The sequence below is a fragment of the Moraxella sp. ZY210820 genome (assembly GCF_030674635.1).
Lineage (GTDB): Bacteria > Pseudomonadota > Gammaproteobacteria > Pseudomonadales > Moraxellaceae > Acinetobacter.
The window spans coordinates 150827-172871 of the sequence record NZ_CP089978.1; the positions used below are offsets into that span (position 1 = coordinate 150827).

At 36.3% G+C, this 22045-nt stretch carries 22 protein-coding genes and 1 riboswitch; of the genes, 14 read left to right on the forward strand and 8 right to left on the reverse strand.

Features of this window, described 5'->3' with window-relative positions; translation table 11 throughout:
• Nucleotides 1-2: 2 nt before the first annotated feature.
• Complete coding sequence (locus LU301_RS00745; RefSeq protein ID WP_305271593.1) at nucleotides 3-1217, reverse strand: RtcB family protein; 1215 nt, start codon at nucleotides 1215-1217, stop codon at nucleotides 3-5.
• A 622-nt stretch (nucleotides 1218-1839) separates the two neighbouring features.
• On the opposite strand from LU301_RS00745, the gene LU301_RS00750 reads away from it, so the two are divergent.
• Nucleotides 1840-2172 carry a DUF4298 domain-containing protein gene (locus LU301_RS00750; protein WP_305271594.1) on the forward strand — a complete coding sequence of 111 codons (333 nt, stop codon included), beginning with the start codon at nucleotides 1840-1842 and terminating at the stop codon, nucleotides 2170-2172.
• On the forward strand, nucleotides 2172-2429 hold the full coding sequence (locus LU301_RS00755) for a YfhL family 4Fe-4S dicluster ferredoxin (protein ID WP_305271596.1): 258 nt from the start codon (nucleotides 2172-2174) through the stop codon (nucleotides 2427-2429). The genes LU301_RS00750 and LU301_RS00755 overlap by 1 nt, the downstream gene beginning before the upstream one ends.
• Nucleotides 2430-2470: 41 nt before the next feature.
• On the opposite strand, the gene LU301_RS00760 is transcribed toward LU301_RS00755, so the two are convergent.
• The 3 genes from LU301_RS00760 to LU301_RS00770 form a co-directional block, all read right to left on the reverse strand.
• The gene (locus LU301_RS00760) at nucleotides 2471-3271 is read right to left on the reverse strand and encodes an enoyl-ACP reductase FabI (RefSeq protein ID WP_305271598.1); all 801 of its coding nucleotides are present in this window, start codon (nucleotides 3269-3271) and stop codon (nucleotides 2471-2473) included.
• A 98-nt stretch (nucleotides 3272-3369) separates the two neighbouring features.
• A complete protein-coding gene (locus LU301_RS00765; protein WP_305271600.1) occupies nucleotides 3370-3834 on the reverse strand; it encodes a hypothetical protein in 465 nt (154 codons plus the stop codon).
• Nucleotides 3835-3885: 51 nt separating this feature from the next.
• Nucleotides 3886-4125 (reverse strand): IS1 family transposase, encoded by a 240-nt coding sequence (locus tag LU301_RS00770; protein ID WP_370692269.1) that lies wholly within the window; start codon nucleotides 4123-4125, stop codon nucleotides 3886-3888.
• Nucleotides 4126-4498: 373 nt separating this feature from the next.
• Between LU301_RS00770 and LU301_RS00775 the strand changes: the two genes are divergently transcribed.
• Nucleotides 4499-5002 (forward strand): SMI1/KNR4 family protein, encoded by a 504-nt coding sequence (locus LU301_RS00775; RefSeq protein ID WP_305271602.1) that lies wholly within the window; start codon nucleotides 4499-4501, stop codon nucleotides 5000-5002.
• A 19-nt stretch (nucleotides 5003-5021) separates the two neighbouring features.
• Nucleotides 5022-5138: riboswitch (TPP riboswitch) on the forward strand.
• Nucleotides 5139-5288: 150 nt separating this feature from the next.
• Complete coding sequence (thiC, locus tag LU301_RS00780) at nucleotides 5289-7142, forward strand: phosphomethylpyrimidine synthase ThiC (protein ID WP_305271604.1); 1854 nt, start codon at nucleotides 5289-5291, stop codon at nucleotides 7140-7142.
• An 88-nt stretch (nucleotides 7143-7230) separates the two neighbouring features.
• Here the strand turns inward: thiC and LU301_RS00785 are convergent, their stop codons facing one another.
• On the reverse strand, nucleotides 7231-7392 hold the full coding sequence (locus tag LU301_RS00785; protein WP_305271606.1) for a helix-turn-helix domain-containing protein: 162 nt from the start codon (nucleotides 7390-7392) through the stop codon (nucleotides 7231-7233).
• A 139-nt stretch (nucleotides 7393-7531) separates the two neighbouring features.
• Here LU301_RS00785 and LU301_RS00790 point away from each other — a divergent pair, with 139 nt between their 5' ends.
• The gene (locus LU301_RS00790) at nucleotides 7532-8143 is read left to right on the forward strand and encodes a MarC family protein (RefSeq protein ID WP_305271608.1); all 612 of its coding nucleotides are present in this window, start codon (nucleotides 7532-7534) and stop codon (nucleotides 8141-8143) included.
• 89 nt (nucleotides 8144-8232) lie between these two features.
• A complete protein-coding gene (locus LU301_RS00795) occupies nucleotides 8233-9525 on the forward strand; it encodes a hypothetical protein (protein ID WP_305271610.1) in 1293 nt (430 codons plus the stop codon).
• Between the two features lie 25 nt (nucleotides 9526-9550).
• On the opposite strand, the gene znuB is transcribed toward LU301_RS00795, so the two are convergent.
• From znuB to LU301_RS00810, 3 genes are read right to left on the reverse strand one after another with little or no spacing between them, the layout of a single operon-like run.
• The gene (znuB, locus tag LU301_RS00800) at nucleotides 9551-10354 is read right to left on the reverse strand and encodes a zinc ABC transporter permease subunit ZnuB (protein WP_305271612.1); all 804 of its coding nucleotides are present in this window, start codon (nucleotides 10352-10354) and stop codon (nucleotides 9551-9553) included.
• Nucleotides 10348-11160 (reverse strand): metal ABC transporter ATP-binding protein, encoded by an 813-nt coding sequence (locus LU301_RS00805; protein WP_305271614.1) that lies wholly within the window; start codon nucleotides 11158-11160, stop codon nucleotides 10348-10350. The genes znuB and LU301_RS00805 overlap by 7 nt, the downstream gene beginning before the upstream one ends.
• Nucleotides 11133-11630, reverse strand: a complete 498-nt coding sequence (locus LU301_RS00810; protein WP_305271616.1) for a transcriptional repressor — start codon at nucleotides 11628-11630, stop codon at nucleotides 11133-11135. The genes LU301_RS00805 and LU301_RS00810 overlap by 28 nt, the downstream gene beginning before the upstream one ends.
• 224 nt (nucleotides 11631-11854) lie before the next feature.
• Here LU301_RS00810 and LU301_RS00815 point away from each other — a divergent pair, with 224 nt between their 5' ends.
• The 8 genes from LU301_RS00815 (at nucleotide 11855) to LU301_RS00850 (ending at nucleotide 22013) form a co-directional block, all read left to right on the forward strand.
• Nucleotides 11855-12700, forward strand: a complete 846-nt coding sequence (locus tag LU301_RS00815; RefSeq protein WP_305271619.1) for a metal ABC transporter substrate-binding protein — start codon at nucleotides 11855-11857, stop codon at nucleotides 12698-12700.
• A 111-nt stretch (nucleotides 12701-12811) separates the two neighbouring features.
• Nucleotides 12812-14167, forward strand: coding sequence for an MFS transporter (locus LU301_RS00820; protein ID WP_305271621.1), 1356 nt, complete (start codon nucleotides 12812-12814; stop codon nucleotides 14165-14167).
• A gap of 198 nt (nucleotides 14168-14365) precedes the next feature.
• Nucleotides 14366-15025: a single-stranded DNA-binding protein gene (gene ssb / locus LU301_RS00825; RefSeq protein ID WP_305271623.1), complete on the forward strand. Its 660-nt coding sequence runs from the start codon at nucleotides 14366-14368 to the stop codon at nucleotides 15023-15025.
• Nucleotides 15026-15175: 150 nt separating this feature from the next.
• Nucleotides 15176-16621: an alanine/glycine:cation symporter family protein gene (locus LU301_RS00830; RefSeq protein ID WP_305271626.1), complete on the forward strand. Its 1446-nt coding sequence runs from the start codon at nucleotides 15176-15178 to the stop codon at nucleotides 16619-16621.
• A 375-nt stretch (nucleotides 16622-16996) separates the two neighbouring features.
• Entirely contained in the window at nucleotides 16997-17905 is a 909-nt protein-coding gene (gene rsmH / locus LU301_RS00835) for a 16S rRNA (cytosine(1402)-N(4))-methyltransferase RsmH (RefSeq protein WP_305271628.1), read from the forward strand.
• The gene (ftsL, locus tag LU301_RS00840; RefSeq protein WP_305271631.1) at nucleotides 17902-18561 is read left to right on the forward strand and encodes a cell division protein FtsL; all 660 of its coding nucleotides are present in this window, start codon (nucleotides 17902-17904) and stop codon (nucleotides 18559-18561) included. The genes rsmH and ftsL overlap by 4 nt, the downstream gene beginning before the upstream one ends.
• Nucleotides 18554-20401: a peptidoglycan D,D-transpeptidase FtsI family protein gene (locus LU301_RS00845; RefSeq protein ID WP_305271633.1), complete on the forward strand. Its 1848-nt coding sequence runs from the start codon at nucleotides 18554-18556 to the stop codon at nucleotides 20399-20401. The genes ftsL and LU301_RS00845 overlap by 8 nt, the downstream gene beginning before the upstream one ends.
• Nucleotides 20402-20438: 37 nt before the next feature.
• Nucleotides 20439-22013 carry a UDP-N-acetylmuramoyl-L-alanyl-D-glutamate--2,6-diaminopimelate ligase gene (locus LU301_RS00850; protein WP_305271636.1) on the forward strand — a complete coding sequence of 525 codons (1575 nt, stop codon included), beginning with the start codon at nucleotides 20439-20441 and terminating at the stop codon, nucleotides 22011-22013.
• Nucleotides 22014-22045 lie beyond the last annotated feature (32 nt).

Sequence of the window (22045 nt, forward strand, 5' to 3'; positions counted from 1 at the left end):
AATCACCCCTTAATACACATCACTTGTTTTAGTGTATGCACGACTTCAATTAAATCACTTTGGTTTGCCATGACCTCATCAATATCTTTATAGGCTGATGGAATTTCATCGACCACACCTTTGTCTTTACGACATTCGATACCTTGTGTTTGAGCAATCAAATCTTGCTGATTAAACAATAATTTCGCTTTAGAACGGCTCATTTTTCGTCCTGCACCATGCGAACAAGAACAAAAGCTATCAGGATTCCCCTTACCTTTGACGATATAAGACTTTGCCCCCATTGAGCCGGGAATAATGCCGTATTCATCAAGCCCAGCACGAATTGCCCCTTTGCGAGTAACGTACACATCTTCACCAAAATGATGTTCCTTTTCAACATAATTATGATGACAATTAATCGCTTCTTTGGTCATCTGAAAACTTGGTAATAATGGACGCATTGCCTCCAAAATTAATCGCATCATTTCACGGCGATTTTCATAGGCATAATCTTGAGCCCACGCCACTGCCTCGACATAATCATCAAAATTGGCTGAACCTTCCGCAAAATAGGACAAATCTTTATCAGGCACATGACCAAAACGACTTTGTGCTTCTTTCTTCGCCCGTTCAATAAAATATGTGCCAATCACATTGCCCAAGCCACGACTACCCGAATGTAGCATGACCCAAACATCATTATTTTCATCGATACATAGTTCAATAAAATGATTGCCACCACCCAACGTACCAAGCTGTTTTTGCCAAGTCGCATCAAATTGGCGTAGCATACGGCATAGAGCTGGGTGTTTATCGGTAATTTGTTTTAAACGCTTGTCTAACGGTGATAAAGTTGATGCTTTAGCTTTGACCTGTTTATGCTGTTCAAAACCGACAGGGACTTTACGTTCAATAGCATTGCGTAATGCTGATAAATTATCAGGCAGTTGATGAGCCTTTAAACTTAGACGAATCGCGTTCATTCCGCAACCAATATCTACGCCCACCGCTGACGGAATAATCGCATTTTTGGTCGGAATCACACTGCCCACCGTTGCCCCTTTGCCCAAATGTACATCAGGCATCACCGCAATATGTGAGTGAATAAAATTCAGTTGTGCCATTTTACGCAGTTGGTCTAGGCTTTCTTCATCGACATCTTGTGTATAAATTTTCACAGGTACACCATAGCCTGTTTGTTCGGCTTTGGCATTTAAAATCAGTTGTATAGCCATAAAAATCAATCTCTTGATTTGTCCGAATGGCTTTGAATATCCCTACAGAATTTTAAAAATTACCGTAACCCGTAGGGGCGAATAATATTCGCCCGATAAACTCAAGCACAGTACAGGGCAAATGTGATTTGCCCCTACAAATCTGTACCAATTTTTAGGTTGGATTAGTATATTTGGCATGATAATAAAAATCACGCAATAAAAAACCTAGCGAATGCTAGGCTAAAAATACTTTTAATCTATGGCATTCGGACAAAATTAAATCTATATTTGATTTTTGCATTTTGTCCGACTATTTAGAACGTGTAGAACATCATGCAAAAATCGTTAAACCTGTAAAGGCGAAATTTAAATTAAACTGTTGCATGATGCCTCCTCACATCGAATTAGGGCGTTAAATTGAATATTTTTAACGCAAGTGAATGGAATTTAGGCGAATTATAGCATTTAAAATTCCATTGTCAAGCATTGAAATGATGATTTATGCTCTTATACTTGAAAATATTGTACACTTTTTATCATTTTTCCATCAGATTTTATTGTCAAAAATGCAACAATTTACGACTATTCACGATTATCAACTATGTTATAATTGGGAAAATTTATCACGGAGTTTTACTCAATGACAACCACAAATGCTCAAGCCAAAATTAATGAGATCCAAGCAATTTATAAACAATGGTTAGAATTATCACAAAAACTTGAACAGGCACATCAAGACTTAGTAAAAAGTACGCAACTTATGCAACAACTAGAAACCTTCTATTTTGAAGGGGAATATAGCGAGTTATATGAGCAAATTGAAAATGGTTTAGATGTAGATTTGACCACATCAGGCGAGTATAGTGTCATGAGTGAAGATACGTTGTGGAATGCATTCCACGAACATCAATCCTTACTGTGGCAAAATTTACGTTTTGCAGTGAAACATTTAGATAAAGCTGACGATGAATAATGGCATTAAAAATAACCACCGAATGTATTAATTGCGACATTTGCGAGCCTGAATGCCCCAATGACGCAATTCGTTATGACCAAAAAGGGCAAAAAACCTATGTCATTAATCCTGATTTATGCACCGAGTGTGTAGGTTTTTATGAACAGCCAACGTGCGATAAAGTCTGCCCAATTGATTGTATCATCAAAGATGACAGTCGCCCTGAAACACCTGAAGAATTATTAGCTAAATATAAACGTATTTGGAATAAATAACGCCAACATTTACATATTGGCGTTATTTATATGTTTAAAACTTATTCACCATCAAGCAAAACTTGACTCATACCTACGGTATTAAATCCTGCATCAACATATAAGATTTCGCCTGTAATACCCGAAGCCCACGGTGAGCATAAGAATAATGCCGCATTACCCACTTCTTCAATAGTAACATTACGGCGTAAAGGTGCTGTACGCTCATTGGCATCTAACATTTTACGGAATGATTTAATACCACTTGCAGCCAAAGTGCGAATTGGACCTGCAGAAATACCATTTACACGAATACCATCCGCCCCCAAACTTGACGCTAAATAACGCACACTCGCTTCTAATGACGCTTTTGCTAAGCCCATCACATTATAATTTGGCATCACACGTTCACTACCCAAATAAGTTAAAGTTAATAAACAGCCTTGACGTGCTTGTAATAATGGTTTCGCAGCACGAGCCATCGCCACAAAACTATAGGCACTAATATCATGGGCGATTTTAAAACCCTCACGGCTAGTTACATCGGTAAAATCGCCATCTAATGTTTCTGCAGGTGCAAAACCAATAGAATGAATCACGCCATCTAAACCGTCCCAATGTTTGGCTAAATCGATGAAAGTTTGTTCAATTTGTTCATCACTAGCGACATCACAAGCAAAAACCAAAGATGAACCAAATTGCTGTGCAAATTCATCAACACGTTTTTTCATTTTTTCATTTGGATAGGTAAAAGCTAACTCTGCTCCTTGCTGATGTAATGCTTGAGCAATTCCATAAGCAATTGATAACTTACTGGCAATACCTGCTACTAAAAAGCGTTTTCCAGCTAATAAACCTGTCATATCATACTCACAATTTTGGTTAATGATTTATCTGTCTATCATGCCAATTTTACATTAATAAATAAATTGCATAAAATACCTTTTTATTTACCAATTTGTTATTGGGCTAAACTGTCTAAATTGGCACAATCAGTAAGTTTTTGTTCATGGCGTAATAATTCATGTTGATTTTTATCTTGTAACACCACCACTAAACTCACTTGGTCTTTTTTTGCTACTTCAACAATCGCTTTACGAATATCAATATCTTTTTCACGCAATTTCTCTAAACCATTGCAGGCTTTTTCAGCAATACGTTGTTGGGCTTCTGTTACCAACATTTGTGGTAATTGGATATTTAAACCGTAGTTAATACTACCCGTTGCTACAAATTGCGGATATTGATTTTGACCTTGAGTATTAATTTTAATACCTGCGATTTTGTATTGTGCGGGGATAAATTCATTCACATCAACGGTTTTTAGATAATCACGCACTTTGTATTCAATCGCCTTGGCTTTAATCGTAGGGTAACTCACACAACCTGCAACAAATATAGCTAAAAATAATAAAATTTTTTTCATCATCAACCTAAAATAAAAAAATAAGGTTATAGTTTAGGAAGTATACTAGACCTAACCATAGTTAATGTAATGGAAAGCTAATTCAAAAGCCTTCAAATGATTCAGTAATTTCTTAGAGAAACAATACGTTCTTCTAAAAATACACCTAATACGATGTCTTAAGCGATTATTATTACCTTCAATACCGACTGTATAATATTTGCCAATACAAGTACGATGCGTTTTAAAAGCTGTTAGAAAACTATCCCAACTATCAATATGAATTTTATCATAGCTAAACCCTAAATCAATTAGCTTCTGCCTTAATTTTTTGCTGTTATAAGGTCTCTTTTATCCTTTGAATTGTCAAATCAAGTGCAACCAATTAGTCTAGTTGTAGGTATTTTATCTGTGGGTTGTGGTCCAGAAAGTATGCTGACTTTTATTTATGATTAATAATCATGTTGTAAATCAATATATTACGCAGATATTTTTGATATTCAATATGCATAGCATATTTTTCCAACCACTACCCATGAATTTTCTGTTATAATGTATCGCAACTTGACGGAGTAAAACCAATGAGTTATAGTATTTTATTCGTGATTACGGTTGCGTTGCATTTGTGGGAAATGTTGCGTTAAAAAATAAAAGCTATGATAAAAATGATAAAGGGTTATAAAAAATGAATGATTTATCTTATATCCAACCTGTCAAGATGTATGATTTAATACAAAAAATATCTACAAATCCAGATTGTCATGTCATACCTAAATTGAACTATCATTCTGATTTAAACTTACCCAAAGATTTGTTGGAATTTTATCGTTATTGTAATGGCGTGGAACTTTTTATACATTCAAAATATACTTATAAAATTGTTAGTATTGATGAGATTACTAGAACTGATTTAAACGTATTGGGAGAATTGATGAATGAGGGTTCATCAGTACATTGGTATAATATCGCCCAAGATAATAATGGTGATTTTTTATCGATTGATTTATCTGAGAATAATTTTGGTTGTTGCTATGACAGTTTTTATGAAACTTATGGACTTATTGGCGATATGCCGATGATTGCTCAATCTTTTGGCGAATTGTTATTGAGATTGTTTGAAAGTCAAGGAAAATATCTGTATTGGCAAAAAGAGGATTGGAAACAGCGTTATTTTTTGGATAATTCATAAATTTTTTGTTATAATATATCTCAACTTGACGGAGTGCGGTTGTGCTTTTTAAAAACACAAATCGCTGAGAGCCATTGGCAATCCGTTGAACCTGATACAGTTCATACTGTCGTAGGAAATCAAGTTTTCAAAGTCTATTTGTGGTTAAGTAAGGTGCGTAATACGCACCAAATTAAAACTCAAACTTTAATCGGTGCGTACCGATATTTAACCTTACCCACACCTCATTTATCATAAGATTTTTGATGGCTTGATTTGTTTTTTAGCCATTTTTAAGGATTTTATGATGAGCCAAACCGCAAATCAAACCCCAACCGACATCATCAACCAGCACGAACAAGATGCCAAAGATTTAACTCGCATTTTGCCTGCATCTCGCAAAATCTATGTGCAGGGTTCACGCCCTGATATTCGTGTGCCATTTCGTGAAATTAGCTTGACTGATACGCCCACAGGACTTGCCAAAGACGGCTTTGAGAAAAACGAGTCGATTTTGGTCTATGACACATCTGGCGTTTATACCGACCCAACTGTCAAAATTGATTTAAATCAAGGCTTGCCTAAATTGCGTGAAAAATGGATAGCCGAGCGAAATGACACAGAAATTTTACCAAAATTATCGTCAGAATTTGGACGACAGCGTTTAAATGACATTCGCACCGAAAATATTCGTTTTGCCCACATTTCTAAACCACGCCGTGCCAAAATAGGCAAAAATGTTACCCAAATGCACTACGCACGGCAAGGTATCATCACCCCTGAAATGGAATATATCGCCATCAGAGAAAACCAAAAACAGCGTGAGGGCGTGGATATGCGTCAGCACAAGGGCGAAAATTTTGGGGCAAATAACCTAACAGAAATTACCCCAGAATTTGTGCGTCAAGAAGTTGCTAGTGGGCGAGCGATTATCCCTTGTAACATCAATCACCCAGAGAGTGAGCCGATGATTATTGGGCGAAATTTTTTGGTCAAAATCAATGCCAATATCGGTAACTCGGCTCTTGGGTCAAGCATTGATGAAGAAGTTGCCAAAATGACTTGGGCGACTCGTTGGGGTGCTGATACCATCATGGATTTATCCACAGGTAAAAATATCCACGAAACAAGGGAGTGGATTATCCGTAATAGCCCTGTGCCGATTGGTACAGTGCCGATTTATCAAGCCTTAGAAAAGGTCAATGGCGTGGCAGAAGATTTAACTTGGGAGATTTTTAAAGATACGCTGATTGAACAAGCTGAGCAAGGCGTGGATTATTTTACCATTCATGCAGGCGTTTTGCTCCGCTATGTGCCACTCACCGCAAACCGCTTGACGGGCATTGTCTCTCGTGGCGGTTCGATTATGGCACAATGGTGCTTGGCTCATCATCAGGAGAATTTTCTTTATACGCATTTTGATGAAATTTGCGAGATTGCCAAAGCCTATGATGTGTCATTTAGTTTGGGCGATGGCTTGCGACCAGGTTGTATCCAAGATGCTAATGACGAAGCCCAATTTAGCGAATTAAAAACCTTAGGCGAGCTGACAAAACGAGCGTGGGAGCATGATGTACAAGTGATGATAGAAGGACCGGGGCATGTCCCCATGCACATGATTAAGGAAAATATGGATTTGCAGTTAGAGCATTGTGGTGAAGCTCCGTTTTATACGCTAGGACCTTTGGTAACCGACATCGCCCCTGCTTATGACCACATCACGAGTGCGATTGGGGCGGCGATGATTGGCTGGTATGGCACGGCAATGTTGTGTTATGTCACGCCAAAAGAGCATTTGGGACTACCCAATAAAAAAGATGTCAAAGACGGCATCATTACCTATAAAATCGCCGCCCACGCTGCCGACCTTGCCAAAGGACATCCATCCGCTCAGGTGCGAGATAATGCCCTGTCTAAGGCACGATTTGAGTTTCGCTGGGAAGACCAGTTTAATCTATCGCTAGACCCAGACACCGCAAGGGCAATGCACGATGAGACCATGCCAAAAGAAGCCCACAAGTCGGCTCACTTTTGTTCGATGTGCGGTCCTAAGTTTTGCTCAATGAAAATTACCCAAAATGTCAGAGAGTACGCAAAGGGTATGGACGAGATGAAAGAGAAATTTGCCCAAAGTGGTGGAAAACTTTATCAAGAGGTTTGATAAGATTTAAAACAATGTGAGTTCAGCTTAAATTATATTTTATAACCCATTGAAATATAAAGATTAAGTATTTAAAAATACTCCAAGCTCACATTAAAATAAAATTGGGAGCAGTTCTAAATCGACTGCTTTCAATTACGATTTTTTCAAGACTATAACCTTTGGCAATTTGGCTTAAAGATACTTTACTTTTCAATAAAGTTGAAATGTGGTATCTTTGTTCTTGTGTAAGATGTTTGTAGTGTTGCATAGCGTTCCGATACGTGAGAATTGATGCCTTGAAGTGCAACATTATTCTTCTTATATTTTAACTCTTTTATTCTAAACATTGTACTTACTTATTGAATCTAAGTAAAATAAAAATTAGATAGAAATTCAGCGGAGTAAACATGAACTCAAGCCCATATATTCAATCATTTGCCTTATTTTTTTCATTGCTCAATCCATTTTTAATGAGCATTTATATGATTGGTATGATTCGTAATGCCGAAGCAAAGGTATTTAATAAGGCACTCATTCAAGGGAGTTTGATGGCATTAACGGTGTTTATTTTATTTGCATGGGGTGGTGAAGCTATATTCAATCGTTATTTAAATGTACGTTTTGAATCATTCCAAATTTTCGGTGGTATTATCTTTTTAGTAATTGGTTATCGCTATGTTTTTGAAGGGGCAGAAACCATTGGTGCAATGCGTGGAGCACCAGAACATTTAGCATCAACCATTGCCATGCCTTTTATGATTGGACCTGGGACAATTAGTGCTGCGGTGGTTACAGGGGTAAGTTTACCATTATTACCTGCAGCTGCAATTATTGCGGTTTCATTATCAGTAACATGTATTATGCTGATTTTAATGAAATTTTTACATGATTTTTTACAAGAAAAACATTCTAAATATATTGATCGTTATGTCGATATCGTTGGCCGTTTGGCAGCGTTGTTGATTGGTACTATTGCTATTGATATGATTGTGAATGGTATCACAGGCTTAATTGAATAATAAAAGTATTATGGGGGTTGAATAAATATTGAATTATACGATATTTTAAGTAATAATCCTTGTATGTTATTTATGTTTGAGAATATATAATGTCTATAGGTCGTCGTTATTTAGACCCTCTTAGGTCAAGGTGGTATGCTAAAAAGCAATTACGCTCAAATACAGTAGAAATTACACCTTTGGCTGTTTATTTGCGTTTAGATGATGTTTATAGTTATTTAATTGTACAGATATTAGATGATATTGATGAAATTCTGGTTGATGAATTACGTCCTTTACAGATTTATATTAGCACTCAAGCACAAACACCACCATGTAAAATGAGCCAACAGGATTGGCAAAATTATTGTTTAAATGATGCTAAAATGTTAGCAACACAACATCGTTTTGCTTATGATGAATTACCTGAAATGCCATCAGCACAAGCGATTCAACAAGCACAATATATCTTACAGCAAAGCGATTTAACAGGACGTGATTTTTTATATTTATTGGAAGATGTGTTTCATATGCTGTGGCAACAACAATATCATAAATTAGAAATGCTCTATGAAAAAGCACAACGACAATATGCTGATAATCCTATCTCAACTGCTTTTCAGTTGATTGAACAACCAATTGCTTATGCTTATTTCGCTTTTGCCCATCGTCATTATCATGCAGTTGATGGGTTATTACGTTTAACACGCCGTTTACAACAATTGAATTTATTAACTGCTCCACCTATTTTTTTGATTAACCATATTGAATGGGGTGAACATCTAATTCAAGGCGTGGAAGAAATTGCTGATATTCAAGCCTTGCAACCTGAATTAGATGTCTATTTAGCGTTGGAAGATCCGAGTAGTTGGTTGGTATTGGACTATTTGCAACAACATTTATTAGATTATTATAAAATTAAATTAAATATCTATCCGCTTGAATATCAAGCACAAGATGAGTTTGATTGGAGTGTGCTTTATCGTGTGGCTCGCCGTGCTAAAGTAGATTTTTCACCATTTTGTCGCCCAACACAGACTGCAACTGTACAAATCGCTAAATTATTTTATAGCTTAGATGAAGAAAAACAACTCAATGGTTTGCATCAAATATTAAAAGCAATTTGGACACAAGGCGTTGATTTCTCTGCCCCTAAGCAATTTAAACAATGGGAACAGCATTTAGATGTCAGTTTAAAACCGCAGGATATTTATCAACGCTTGGCAGAAAATACACAACGTTATCGAGATAAAAAACAGCCTTATTTACCTGTATTTGAATTAAGAATTAATAAGCAAACTTTTGTTTTTAATAGTTTTTATCGTATTTGGTTGATTGAAAGTATTTTTAGTTATATTTTGGAGCAACAATATAAACAACATCAAGAAGTTGTAGATGAATAATGGGCAGTGATCTGCCCATGCAATTTTAATTTAATGATTTGATGATTTTTTGCCCACAAAATAATACAATAAATAATAATGCCATTGTCAAAACAATACTTAATCCTGTGGCTAAATCAAATAACGCACTTGACCATAAACCAATGGCAATACCAAGTTGTGCGATGATAAATGCCCATATGACCATTTGTGTAGGTGAATGGGCAATTAAACGTGCAGTTAGTGCAGGAATAACCAATAATGCTCCCATTAATAATGAACCGACCGCTTTTAAGGCAAGCACAGTAAATAAGGCTAAAATCATCATAAAAATAAAACGTTGTCCTGCAATGGAAATACCTTCACTCTGGGCAATATCCTCAGCCATTGCAGTTTGAATTTGTGCTTTCCATTGAGTGATTAAGATGCCTACACATAAGCTAATCAGTGTTAAAAATAGTGGAAAATCAGACCAACTAATGGTTAATAAGTCGCCAAATAAGTAACTTAATAGTTCTGGGCGTAAGCTCGGCACATTTTGAATAAGGAGTAAACCTGAGCATAATAAAGTGGCAGAACATAAGGCTAATAGAGCATCTGTTGGTAAACGATGATCATGTAAAAACCATAAAACCAATACCAATAATAAGGCAGTACAAATTACACCGATAGAAAAAGGTAGCTGTAAAAATCCTGCTAATGCTACCCCTAATAAAGTACCATGTGCCATTGTATCGGCGAAAAAAGACATTCTACGCCATAACATTAAACAGCCTAAAGGTGCCGTTAAAAAGACCAATAATGCACCCATAATCCATGCAGGTAACAATAAGCTTAACCATTCTAGCATGATGGCTCCTTAATCTCACCATGTAAATGCGGATAGGGTTGATGTTGCTGATTTTGGCATGGTGTTGCTACATCATGATGTTGGCAATGATCATGATGATGTTGATAAAACATACGATGTTTACCAAAAATCGCTTGATATTCAGGGTGTTGTTGCACATTTTCGGGTGAGCCACTACAACAGATATGCTTATTTAGACAAATCACTCGTTGTGTACCTTGCATGACCCATTGTAAATCATGTGAAACGATGAGTACACTACAGCCAAAACGTTGTGGTAAACTACGAATGTAAGCATATAATTCAGCTTCCGATTGAATATCTAAACCTTGCATTGGTTCATCAAGCACTAATACATGTGGTTGGCGTAATAAGGCTCTTGCTAATAATACACGTTGTCGTTCGCCACCTGATAAATATTGAATTTGTAAGGGTAAGAGTTTTTCTACACTGGTTTCTTGAATGATTTGTTGTTTAAATTCATTGGGGCAGGATTCTAAATTGAGTACATCTTGCACACGCAATGGCAGGCTATGTGATGGATTAAATTTTTGTGGCACATAAGCAAATTTTAAATTTTTTTGATGATAAATGACTTTGCCTTGTGTAGGTTTTAAAATAGAGAGTAAAACTTTAACAAATGTTGATTTACCTGCACCATTAGGACCAATGAGTGTAACAATTTCTTGTGGAAATAAATCAAAATTAATTTGTTGTAAGATAGGACGATGCTCAAATTGCACCGCCACATCTTGTAAACTAATGATAGCTGATGATGTTAGGTTGTGGTTTGGCACTGCTGACACAATCCAGAAATTTCAATAATACTGTTTTGGATACGAAAACCATCACTATTCGTTAATTGCTCAAGTTCTGTCCATACACCTAAAGCAGGAGCTTCTTTTACGCTATGGCATTGATTACAAATCAAAAATGCAGCCCGATGCCCTTCACGTGGGTGGCAACATGGTACAAAAGCGTTAATTGAACTTAAACGATGAATTAACCCTTTTTCCAATAAAAAATCTAAACTACGGTAAACGGTTGGCGGTGCAGCAGGACGGTCAGCACGACTTTTGATATGTGCCAATAAATCATAAGCCCCCATAGGTTTATCAGCACTTAAAATGAGTAACAGGACTTCTTTACGCAAAGGAGTTAATTTTGCACCTAAATCATGGCAAAATTGTTCAGCTTCTGCTAGGCGAGCATGAATATCATGACTATGATGTACCGCATGTAAAGTGTCATGATGTTGATGACAGCAATCAGGCATAATAACTCCAAAAAAGATAGTTTGATGCAAAGTTTAGGTATTTGGTGCTATAAGGTTTTTATTATCATCAAGTCTAAAAATTGCACAAAATAGTATCAATAAAATAAAAGTCTAATTTTAGCACAAATCATGGTAAAAGAAATAAATGTAATGAGAAATTTATATTTTTAGATACAAATATGTTACACTATAACTTATCTTTTAGAATAAGTAGGCGTTTCATTATGCTTTTTAGAATGCTAAGTTTGTTTGTTTTGTCGTTTTTGTGTATGTCGAGTGTATGGGCAAAATCGTTAGTAGTGAGTACCTATCCTATTTATTTAATTGCACAAGAAATTACACAAGATATTGAAAAACCAGTATTATTGCTTGATAATCAATCAGGGCATGATGTGCAAATCACGCCATTACAACGTAAAAAAATACAAGAGGCTGATTTGCTGATTTGGATTGGTAAGCAACATGAAGCACCCTTAGAAAAATTATTGATAGGCAATAAAAATGCGATTGCAATTTTAGATGCAGGTATTATTAACCGTTTACCGCAACGTAATGTGCGTGGTGTTGCAGTTACTGATACGATTGATAGTCATGTATGGCTTGACCCAAATCATGCGGTACGTATAGGCTTTTTTATTGCTATTTTACGTGGACAACAACAACCACAATATAAAGAGCAATATTGGGCAAATGCACAAAAATTTGCTAAAGAAATGTTTAGTACGGTACAACGTTATCAACGTACGGGGACAACACAACCATATTGGGCGTATCATGATGCTTATCAATATATTGAGCGAGCATTAAATTTAAAATTTGCAGGTGCATTAACTGCTGATGTGCATGATAATCCGACTGTTACTCAAATTAAATATTTAAATGATAATCGTCCACAAGTTAAAATGTGTCTATTGGCAGAAGGTCATGCACAGCCAAGTCATTATAAAAATTTACAGCCTGTGGTATTCCAAAAAGTTGATGAAACCATGATAGAAGCCAAACGTTTTGTTGATGGTTGGCGTTTATTAGCACAAAGTATTCAAGCGTGTTTACAACAAGCGAAGTCTTAAATCGGTTGATAATTTTAAAAGTGAATTGTGTAGCAGTTCACTTTTTATTTCACGCTTTTAAATTTAAAATATGATAGAATTTAACACAAGACCATGAAATAGTAATCCATCATGAATTCACTTGAACGCCGTGCCACCTTTGCCTTAAGTAGCATTTTTGCTTTGCGAATGCTAGGTTTGTTTATGATTATTCCTGTATTTGCAGTGGCAGGTCGGGATTATGTGTATGCAACACCCGCCTTAATTGGTTTGGCAGTAGGCGTGTATGGATTAAGTCAAGCAATATTTCAGATTCCTTTTAGCATGGTGGCAGACCGCTTTAGTCGTAAGCCATTGATTATTTTAGGTTTGGCATTATTTGCTTTAGGTGGTGCGATTGCGGCGATGTCCGAGAGTATTTATGGGGTGATTATCGGGCGTGCGGTTGCAGGAGCAGGTGCAGTTTCGGCGGTGGTCATGGCATTATTGGCAGATGTAACACGAGAAGAACAACGCAGTAAAGCAATGGCAATCATGGGTATGAGCATTGGTCTGTCATTTGTGATTGCTTTTGCCATGAGTCCGTGGATTACCAGTCAAATTGGTATTTCAGGGTTGTTTTGGCTGACTTGTGTGATGGGGATTTTGGCGATTTTTGTACTCGCTTTAGTGCCAAATATCCAACGTTTTCATCAGATGAAAAAGCAAAATTTCACTCAACAATTAAAACAAGTCTTATCAATGCGTGATGTGAATCGTTTGCATATTTCAATATTTATGTTGCACGCATTATTAGCATCCATGTTTGTTTATATTCCATCGCAGTTAATTAATTATGCTGATTTACCATTGAAACAGCATGGTTGGTTATATTTGCCATTATTATTTATTAGTTTATTATTTGCATTTCCAAGTATTATCTTAGCTGAAAAATACCGCAAAATGCGTGGTATTTTTTTAAGTGCAGTGATGGGGATATTGCTTAGTTTTGTACTATTAGCTTTAGGTGCAAAAATTGTTTGGGTGTTGTATTTAGCTTTAGCCTTATTTTTTATTGCATTTAATGTGATGGAAGCTCTATTACCATCATGGCTATCAAAAATTGCACCAATTCAATCTAAAGCTACAGCAATGGGTCTAAATGCCAGTTGTCAATTTTTAGGCGGTGCGTGCGGTGGTTTATTAGGCGGAAAATTATTAAGTATGCACAATACAACAATGGGTTGGGGCATTTTGGTTGTACTTAGTGTCGTGTGGTTATTCGTGGTTTTAGGACTAAATCAGCCACGTTATTTATCAACATTGGTGGTGCGTGTAGAGCAAGTGAGTGCAAATTTGGTCGAGCGATTATTAGCCATTCAAGGTGTAGAAGAAGTGATTCAAATGAGTGATGATGATGTACTGTATTTAAAAGTTGAACGACAACAAGTCGATGAACAAGGGCGTGAACAGCTACAACAATTACTTGGTCAGACATTAAAAATTTAGATAAATCGTATATTTGTATTGTGATTTGACAAAAAAATTGCTACTATAAAATGAGATTGAATATAGCATTTATTTTAAATGATGTTATAGTTGATGAGTTAGATGAATAATGTGAGTTCAAAATATTATTTTTCATAACGATTTGATATTAAAGTTAAGATTAGAGCGTGAAAACAGACTCTTAAGGAACGATGAAATATGCGTGGTATTAATAAAGTTATTTTAGTTGGTACACTTGGGCGAGATCCAGAAACAAAAACTTTCCCAAATGGCGGTTCAATTACAACATTTTCTATCGCAACAAGCGATGTATGGAATGATAAAAATACAGGCGAACGCCGTGAAAGCACAGAATGGCATCGTATTGTTTTAAATAATCGTTTAGGTGAAATTGCACAACAATATTTGCGTAAAGGTTCAAAAGTTTATATTGAAGGTTCGTTACATACACGTCAATGGAAAGACCCAGAAACTGGTCAAGACCGTTCAGTTACTGAAATTCGTGGCAATAATATGCAAATGCTCGATAGCCGTCAAAATAATGGCGGGGATTGGGGCAGTCAAGGTTATGGACAAAATAACTATGGCGGTCAAGGCGGTTATGGTAATGCAAACTATCAACAAAATGGTTATGCACCAAACGCAGGTTATAATTCAGCAGGCTTTAACCAACCACAAAATAATTTTGCACAAGGTGGTGGTTTTAATAACCCAAATAGTCAAGCAGGTTTTGCCAGTGGTCAAGGTTTCCAAAATCCATCAGCAGGGTTTAACAATAGCTCAACATCTGCACCATCAATGAATAATAATGACACAGCAGGTGCTACACCAGATTTAGATGATGATTTACCATTCTAAAGCAATTGTTGTTATTCAAATGTAATTATGTAATAACTTGTCAATCAAACAAAAGTATGGTTAAATAACCATCTTGAAAGTGATATATGATTTATCCCCTAAAATTTCATTTAGGGGATTTTTATTTGCATAATTTTTTGAGTAAACACGATGAATTTATTTGAACAAATTTTACATAACTTTGACCAATTTCTAATTTGGTTTGTTAAAAAAGTTGATGGTCCATTATGGGATATTACCATTGTGGTTTTATTATTTGTTGGCTTATTTTTTACTATTACTACAGGTTTAGTACAATTACGCCTATTTCCACAAAGTATCCGTGAAATGTGGTTAGGCAGAGCCACTAAAGGTCAATCACTCACACCATTTCAGGCATTTGCTACAGGTTTAGCCAGCCGTGTGGGTGTGGGTAATATCGGTGGTGTGGCAACTGCTATTGCTCTAGGTGGACCAGGTGCGGTGTTTTGGATGTGGATTACTGCATTGATTGGCATGAGTAGTGGTTTTGCTGAATCAACTTTAGCACAGGTTTATAAAACTAAAAATCCTGATAATACCTTTCGTGGTGGACCTGCGTATTATATTACTAAAGGTCTAAAAGCACCGTGGTTAGGTACTATTTTTGCAATTATTTTAATTTTTACTTTCGGTTTCGCCTTTAATGCGGTGCAATCGAATTCAATTGTTGAAGCAACACATCATGCATGGAATTGGAATGCAGAATATGTCGGTTTGGCATTAGTCATTTTTACTGCGGTGATTATTTTTAGTGGAGTAAAACGTATCGGACAATTTACATCTGTAGTTGTACCATTCATGGCATTGGTGTATTTAGTAGTGGCAATGGTAATTTTAGCTATGAATATGCCACAAATTCCTAATGTGATTGCTATTATTTTAGAAAGTGCATTTAGTTCACAAGCGGTTGTGGGTGGTATTTTTGGCGGTGTCATTTCACAAGCGATGATGATGGGGATTAAACGTGGCTTATATTCTAATGAAGCAGGTATGGGTTCAGCACCAAATACAGCAGCAACCGCAGATGTAAAGCACCCTGTTAGCCAAGGTTTGATTCAAATGTTTGGTGTATTTGTTGATACCATGATAGTATGTAGTTGTACTGCGGTGATTATTTTATTAGGCGATAATTATGGTAGTGAAACCTTAAAAGGCGTTGTATTAACGCAACACGCATTAAATTATCATATTGGTGAATGGGGTGTACATTTCTTAGCCTTTATTTTGCTGTTATTCTGCTATACCACGATTGTGGGGAATTATGCCTATGCAGAAAGCAATATCCGCTTTTTAAAAGATAATCCGAAATTATTGTTAGTCTTCCGTTTGTTAGTATTGTTCTTTGTGTATTTTGGTGCGGTTAAATCAGCATCAACGGTATGGAATTTTGCCGATACTATTATGGCGGTAATGGCATTGATTAACTTAGGTGCGATTATTTGTTTATCGCCTGTGGTTTGGGTAGTGTTGAAAGACTATCAGCGTCAAATAGCGGATAAAAAAGAGCCTGTATTTAAATTAGAAGAACACCCACAATTACAAAATAAAGGTATTAATCCAGAGATTTGGAAGTAACCAAATTTATACGTTTTAATTCCTTGAATATACACTCTAAGTGTAACAAGTGAAAAGGTGTTCATAATTACTTATAATATTGTTACTACACAAATATAAAGGTAACTATGAACACTTACAAACATCTTCGCATAAATGAACGAGCAAAATTGCAAATACATTAGGTCGCTCTCCAGAGCAAATCAGCAACCGCCTTTAAAAGATGTGGGGTCATATCATTTGTTTCATTTAGATATTCTGCATTTTGACACATCATATAAATGGTTCAATGACTTAATATATTGATTAGCAAAAATCTACAAAAACTTATTTGTATCTTAATGTAAATTCAGTCATAATATAGTGTTATTTTTTCATTTGTTAAAAGTATCCATCATGAGTCATATTTCCGTCTTATTACATGAAACTGTCGATGCTGTGCTGGCACAACGTACAACAGGTGTTTTTGTGGATGCGACATTTGGACGTGGTGGTCATACACGTTTATTATTATCCAAATTAGATGAAAACGCACAGGTTTTTGCTTTTGATAAAGACCCAGAAGCGATTGCTGTAGCAACACAGTTAGCCGAACAAGACCAACGTTTTAGCATTATTCATGCCAGTTTTGCGGATATAAAAATGGAATTAAATCAACGTGATATTATGCATATTGATGGTATTATGGCGGATTTAGGTGTGTCATCACCGCAACTTGACCAAGCAGAACGTGGATTTAGCTTTATGCACAATGGTGCATTAGATATGCGTATGGATAATTCACAAGGACAAACCGCTCGTGAATGGTTATTAGACATTGATGAAACTGCATTGGCTGATATTATTTATAAATATGGAGAAGAGCGTTATAGTCGCCGTATTGCCAAAGCGATTAAACAAGCAGGCGATATTGCTACAACAGCAGAATTAGCTGACATTGTAAAAAATGCTCACCCAAAATGGGAAAAATATAAACACCCTGCAACTCGCACGTTCCAAGCAATTCGTATCGCTATCAATAAAGAATTAGATGATGTTGAAATATTTTTACCGCAAGCAGTGGAATTATTAAAACCACAAGGAAGATTGGCAGTGATTAGCTTTCACTCACTGGAAGATCGCTTGATTAAACAATTTATTCAACAAGAAAGTACATTACCTGAAGATATAGGCTGGGGTTTACCACAACAACAAGATACTCGCCGTTTAAAGAAAATTGACCGTGTAAAAGCAAGTGAACAGGAAGTGAAAGATAATCCTCGTTCGCGTAGTGCATGGCTAAGAGTTGCGGAGCGTTTAGCATGAGTAGACGGATTAATCGCCCTGAACAAGATGATGTAACATCTCAATATGAAGATGTACAGCAATATGAGCATGATGATAATGAACAGCATTTAGACGAGCAATTGACTAAAGCAAAACGTCCACGTGTGCGTAAAAAAGTTGAAACGCAAATGCCCGAAATGGATACATCAGCAGATGCTAATGATAATATCGAAGAATTAGATGTTTCAACGTCAAATGAACAAACGAAGCAAGAGCAAGCCTCATTATTAAGTAGTTTGCTTAAAACAGTTAAGCGTAATACTAAAAATCCTAAACTAAAGGCAAAAATTACACAAACACAGGCGTGGGAAGAGATACGTGGTGTAGATCTTATATTACATTCATTTACCATTTATACTATCTTATTTTTGTTGATATTGGCAAATGCGATTGGTGTGGTGCATCAAACCTTTAAATATCGTAAAGAATATCAACAGCTTAATGAATTAAAACAACAAACACATAAACTTGATATCGAATGGGGACGAATGTTGATTGAAAAGCAAACTTTTGGTGCCAGTGGACAAATTGCTACACGAGCAACCATGCAGATGTCGATGTTTTCTCCTGCTTATCAGCAACGTATCGTGATTCATATTCCACAAAATAATAAAGAAGATAACCGCCATGAATAAATTTAATATGCAATGGTTACAGGAGCAGGTTAAAAAATTTTTATCACAAAAAAATTTATTACCTGAAGCAGAAACGTTTGAGTTATATCATAATCGTTTTTATTTTGTGTGGTTTTGTGTGGTAGTATTCATGCTCTTATTATTGGGGCGTGCATTTTATGTGCAGATTATTGACCAACAATTTTATAGTCATAAAGCTAATAGTCGTATTATTGGTAAAGAAAAAACACATGCTATGCGGGGAATGTTACTTGACCGTAATGGTGTGCCATTAGCGATTAGTTCGCCTGTTATGACAGTATTTATTGACCCTACTTTTTATTTTGAACAAAAGAAAATTGCTGATGAAGCACGTGAAAAATATAATAGAAATCAAAATGATATGAAAGCAAAACGTGTGGTACAACAGTTCCAAAATAAAAGTTTTGATTTAAATAAATTAGCTGATATTCTGCATATGGATATTACACCATTTGAGCAAAAACTCAATCAATATGTGGCAGAAAATAAGCGTTATGTTGAATTGAAAAAAGAAGTATCGCCACAAGATGTTGATGAAATCCGTAAATTAAACTTAGTTGGTGTTAGTGCTAATACTGAATATAAGCGTTATTATCCACAAGCACAGCCTAATGCACAAATTATTGGTATGACTAATGCCGAAGGTGTGGGCATTGAAGGCTTAGAATTACAGTTAGATCAACGTCTGCGTGGTCAAGATGGTGAAGCGGTGGTTATGCGTGATAAAGAACGCAATAAAATCAAAACGCAACAAGTAATTCAAGAAGAAAAAGCAGGTGAAAATATTCATTTGAGTTTGGATAGCCGGCTACAATATGTTTTATACCGTGAGTTAGCACGTGTTGGGCAAAATCATCGGGCGAATTATGCAAGTGGCATTATTGTTGATGTGCATACAGGAGAAATTTTGGCGATGAACACTTGGCCATCATATAATCCAAATGACCCTGATAGTCGTGGTGATAATTTTGGTAAACGAAATCGTGGTGCGGTCGATCAGTTTGAACCCGGTTCGACTATTAAGCCATTTAGTATTGCTATGGGTTTACGCACAGGAAAATATACACCAAATAGTACCATTAATACTTCTCCGGGTTCGATGAAATTGGGCGGTAGTACCATTCGTGATACGCACAACTATGGTACATTGTCTTTAACCAATATTATTGTCAAATCATCAAACGTAGGTGTGGCAAAAATTGCCTTGGCAGAACCTTTATCAGCCTTACCGATGTTTTATCGTGAGCTTGGTTTTGGACAAAAAACATCAGCAAATTTTTTAGGAGAAGTGTCTGGTAAGATTCAGGTTGAAAAAAATTGGACTATTCCAACGGTAGGTACGATGGCTTATGGCTATGGTTTAGATGTTAGTATGTTGCAATTAGCACAAGCTTATGCAATGTTAGGCAATAAAGGGATTAAATTACCATTAAGTTTATATAAAGTAGAGAAAACGCCTGAAGGTAAACAAATTTTAGATCCTGTGATTGCCGAGCAAGTGGTATTGATGATGGAAAAAGCAACCCATAAAGGGGGTACCGCAACACAAGCAAATATTATGGGTTATCGTGTAGCGGGTAAAACAGGTACAGCTCATAAATTACGTGAAGATGGTAAAGGCTATGAAAAAAATAAATATCGTTCATTATTTGCAGGTTTAGCACCTGTAAGTAATCCACGTTTTGCGATGATCGTTGTCGTTGATGATCCAAAACAAGGTGGACATTATGGCGGTGTCGTTGCTGCACCTGTATTTTCTCGTGTTATGCAAGAGACTTTACGTTTGTTAAATGAGCCACTAGATAAACCTGAAACATAATCTTAAGATACTCAGTAGAATTGAGGTAATCAATACCATGACAACATTTAATCAAATATTAAAAACATTATCTCTTGATATCCATTCATCAGCACCAAGTCATACAGCGGACTGGCAGGTACAAGCATTTACGGGCTTTGTATTGGATAGCCGTAAGGTCGAGAAAGGACAGATTTTTATCGCATTAAAAGGGACAAATTCCACTGCCGAACAGATGGCACAATATATCAATAAAGCCTTGGAAAATGGAGCTTTAGCGGTAGTAACAGAGTTTAGTGAATTTGCTTATAGTGATGAATGTGCGGAAAAATTTCCAGAATTGAAAAATAAAAATATTTTATATTTTAAATACTTGCGACAATATCTAGGGGAAATACAACAAGCATATTTACAAGTTCAACAAGCACAAGATTTAGCTCGTGTGGTGGCAGTTACAGGTACTAATGGGAAAACGACTGTTTCACGACTTATTGCTGAATTATTAACCTTATTACAACAGCCAACTGCAGTGATGGGAACCACGGGTAATGGTATTTTGCCAAATTTAGTCCCATCAACACATACCACATTGGACGCATTACAATTACAATCATCATATTATCAATATAGCCAACAAGGAGCGAAATTTTTGTCGCTCGAAGCTAGCTCGCATGGATTAGAACAAGGGCGTTTAGCAGGTTTGCCGATTGAAGTGGCAAGTTTTAGTAATTTAAGCCGAGACCATTTGGACTATCATGGTACGTTGCAACAATATGCCCAAGCCAAAGCTGAATTATTTAGTTTTACATCATTAAAATATGCGATTATTCATCAAGATGATGATTATGCTGATTTAATGTTGGAAAAAGCAAAGAATAATTCAGCTCAACCACATATTATCCGTTTTTCTATGAAAGATAATACGGCTGATTATTATACTAGTGATGTGTTATTCAGCTTGAATGGTGCAAATTTTAATCTACATTCACCAAGTGGAACTTTTGCGGTATGTAGTCCATTATTGGGTAAATTTAACGTTGCTAATGTATTACAAGCCATTATTAGTGTAGAAAAATTAGGTTTTAATTTACAAGATATTATCCAACTTGTACCACAATTAAAAGGGGCAAGTGGGCGTATGCAAACCATTAGTGATACGCAACACCAGCGTTTATTTATTGTTGATTATGCCCATACGCCAGATGCGTTGCAACAAGTCTTGATGAGTTTACGCCATCATGTTGATGGGAAATTGTGGGCAGTTTTTGGTTGTGGCGGCGACCGTGATAGAGGAAAACGCCCGATGATGACCCAAGTCGCGATGGATTATGCTGATAAAATCATTTTAACGTCTGATAATCCACGCACTGAAGACCCTGCACAAATTATGGCAGATATGATGGCGGTTGATGGTTTAGCTCAAGCCGATGTTCAATCGATTCTTGACCGCCGTGAAGCGATTAAATATGCTGTGAAACACGCTCAACAAGGTGATATTGTGGTGGTTGCAGGCAAAGGGCATGAAAATTATCAAGAGATTGATGGTGTGCGTCATTGGTTTGATGATGTGGTCGAAGTACAATCAGCGGTCGATAGTTTGGGTTGTGCCTTGCCAAATACGGTGGAAGCCTAACATAAGTGTTTATGATTGATATTAAAATTTAG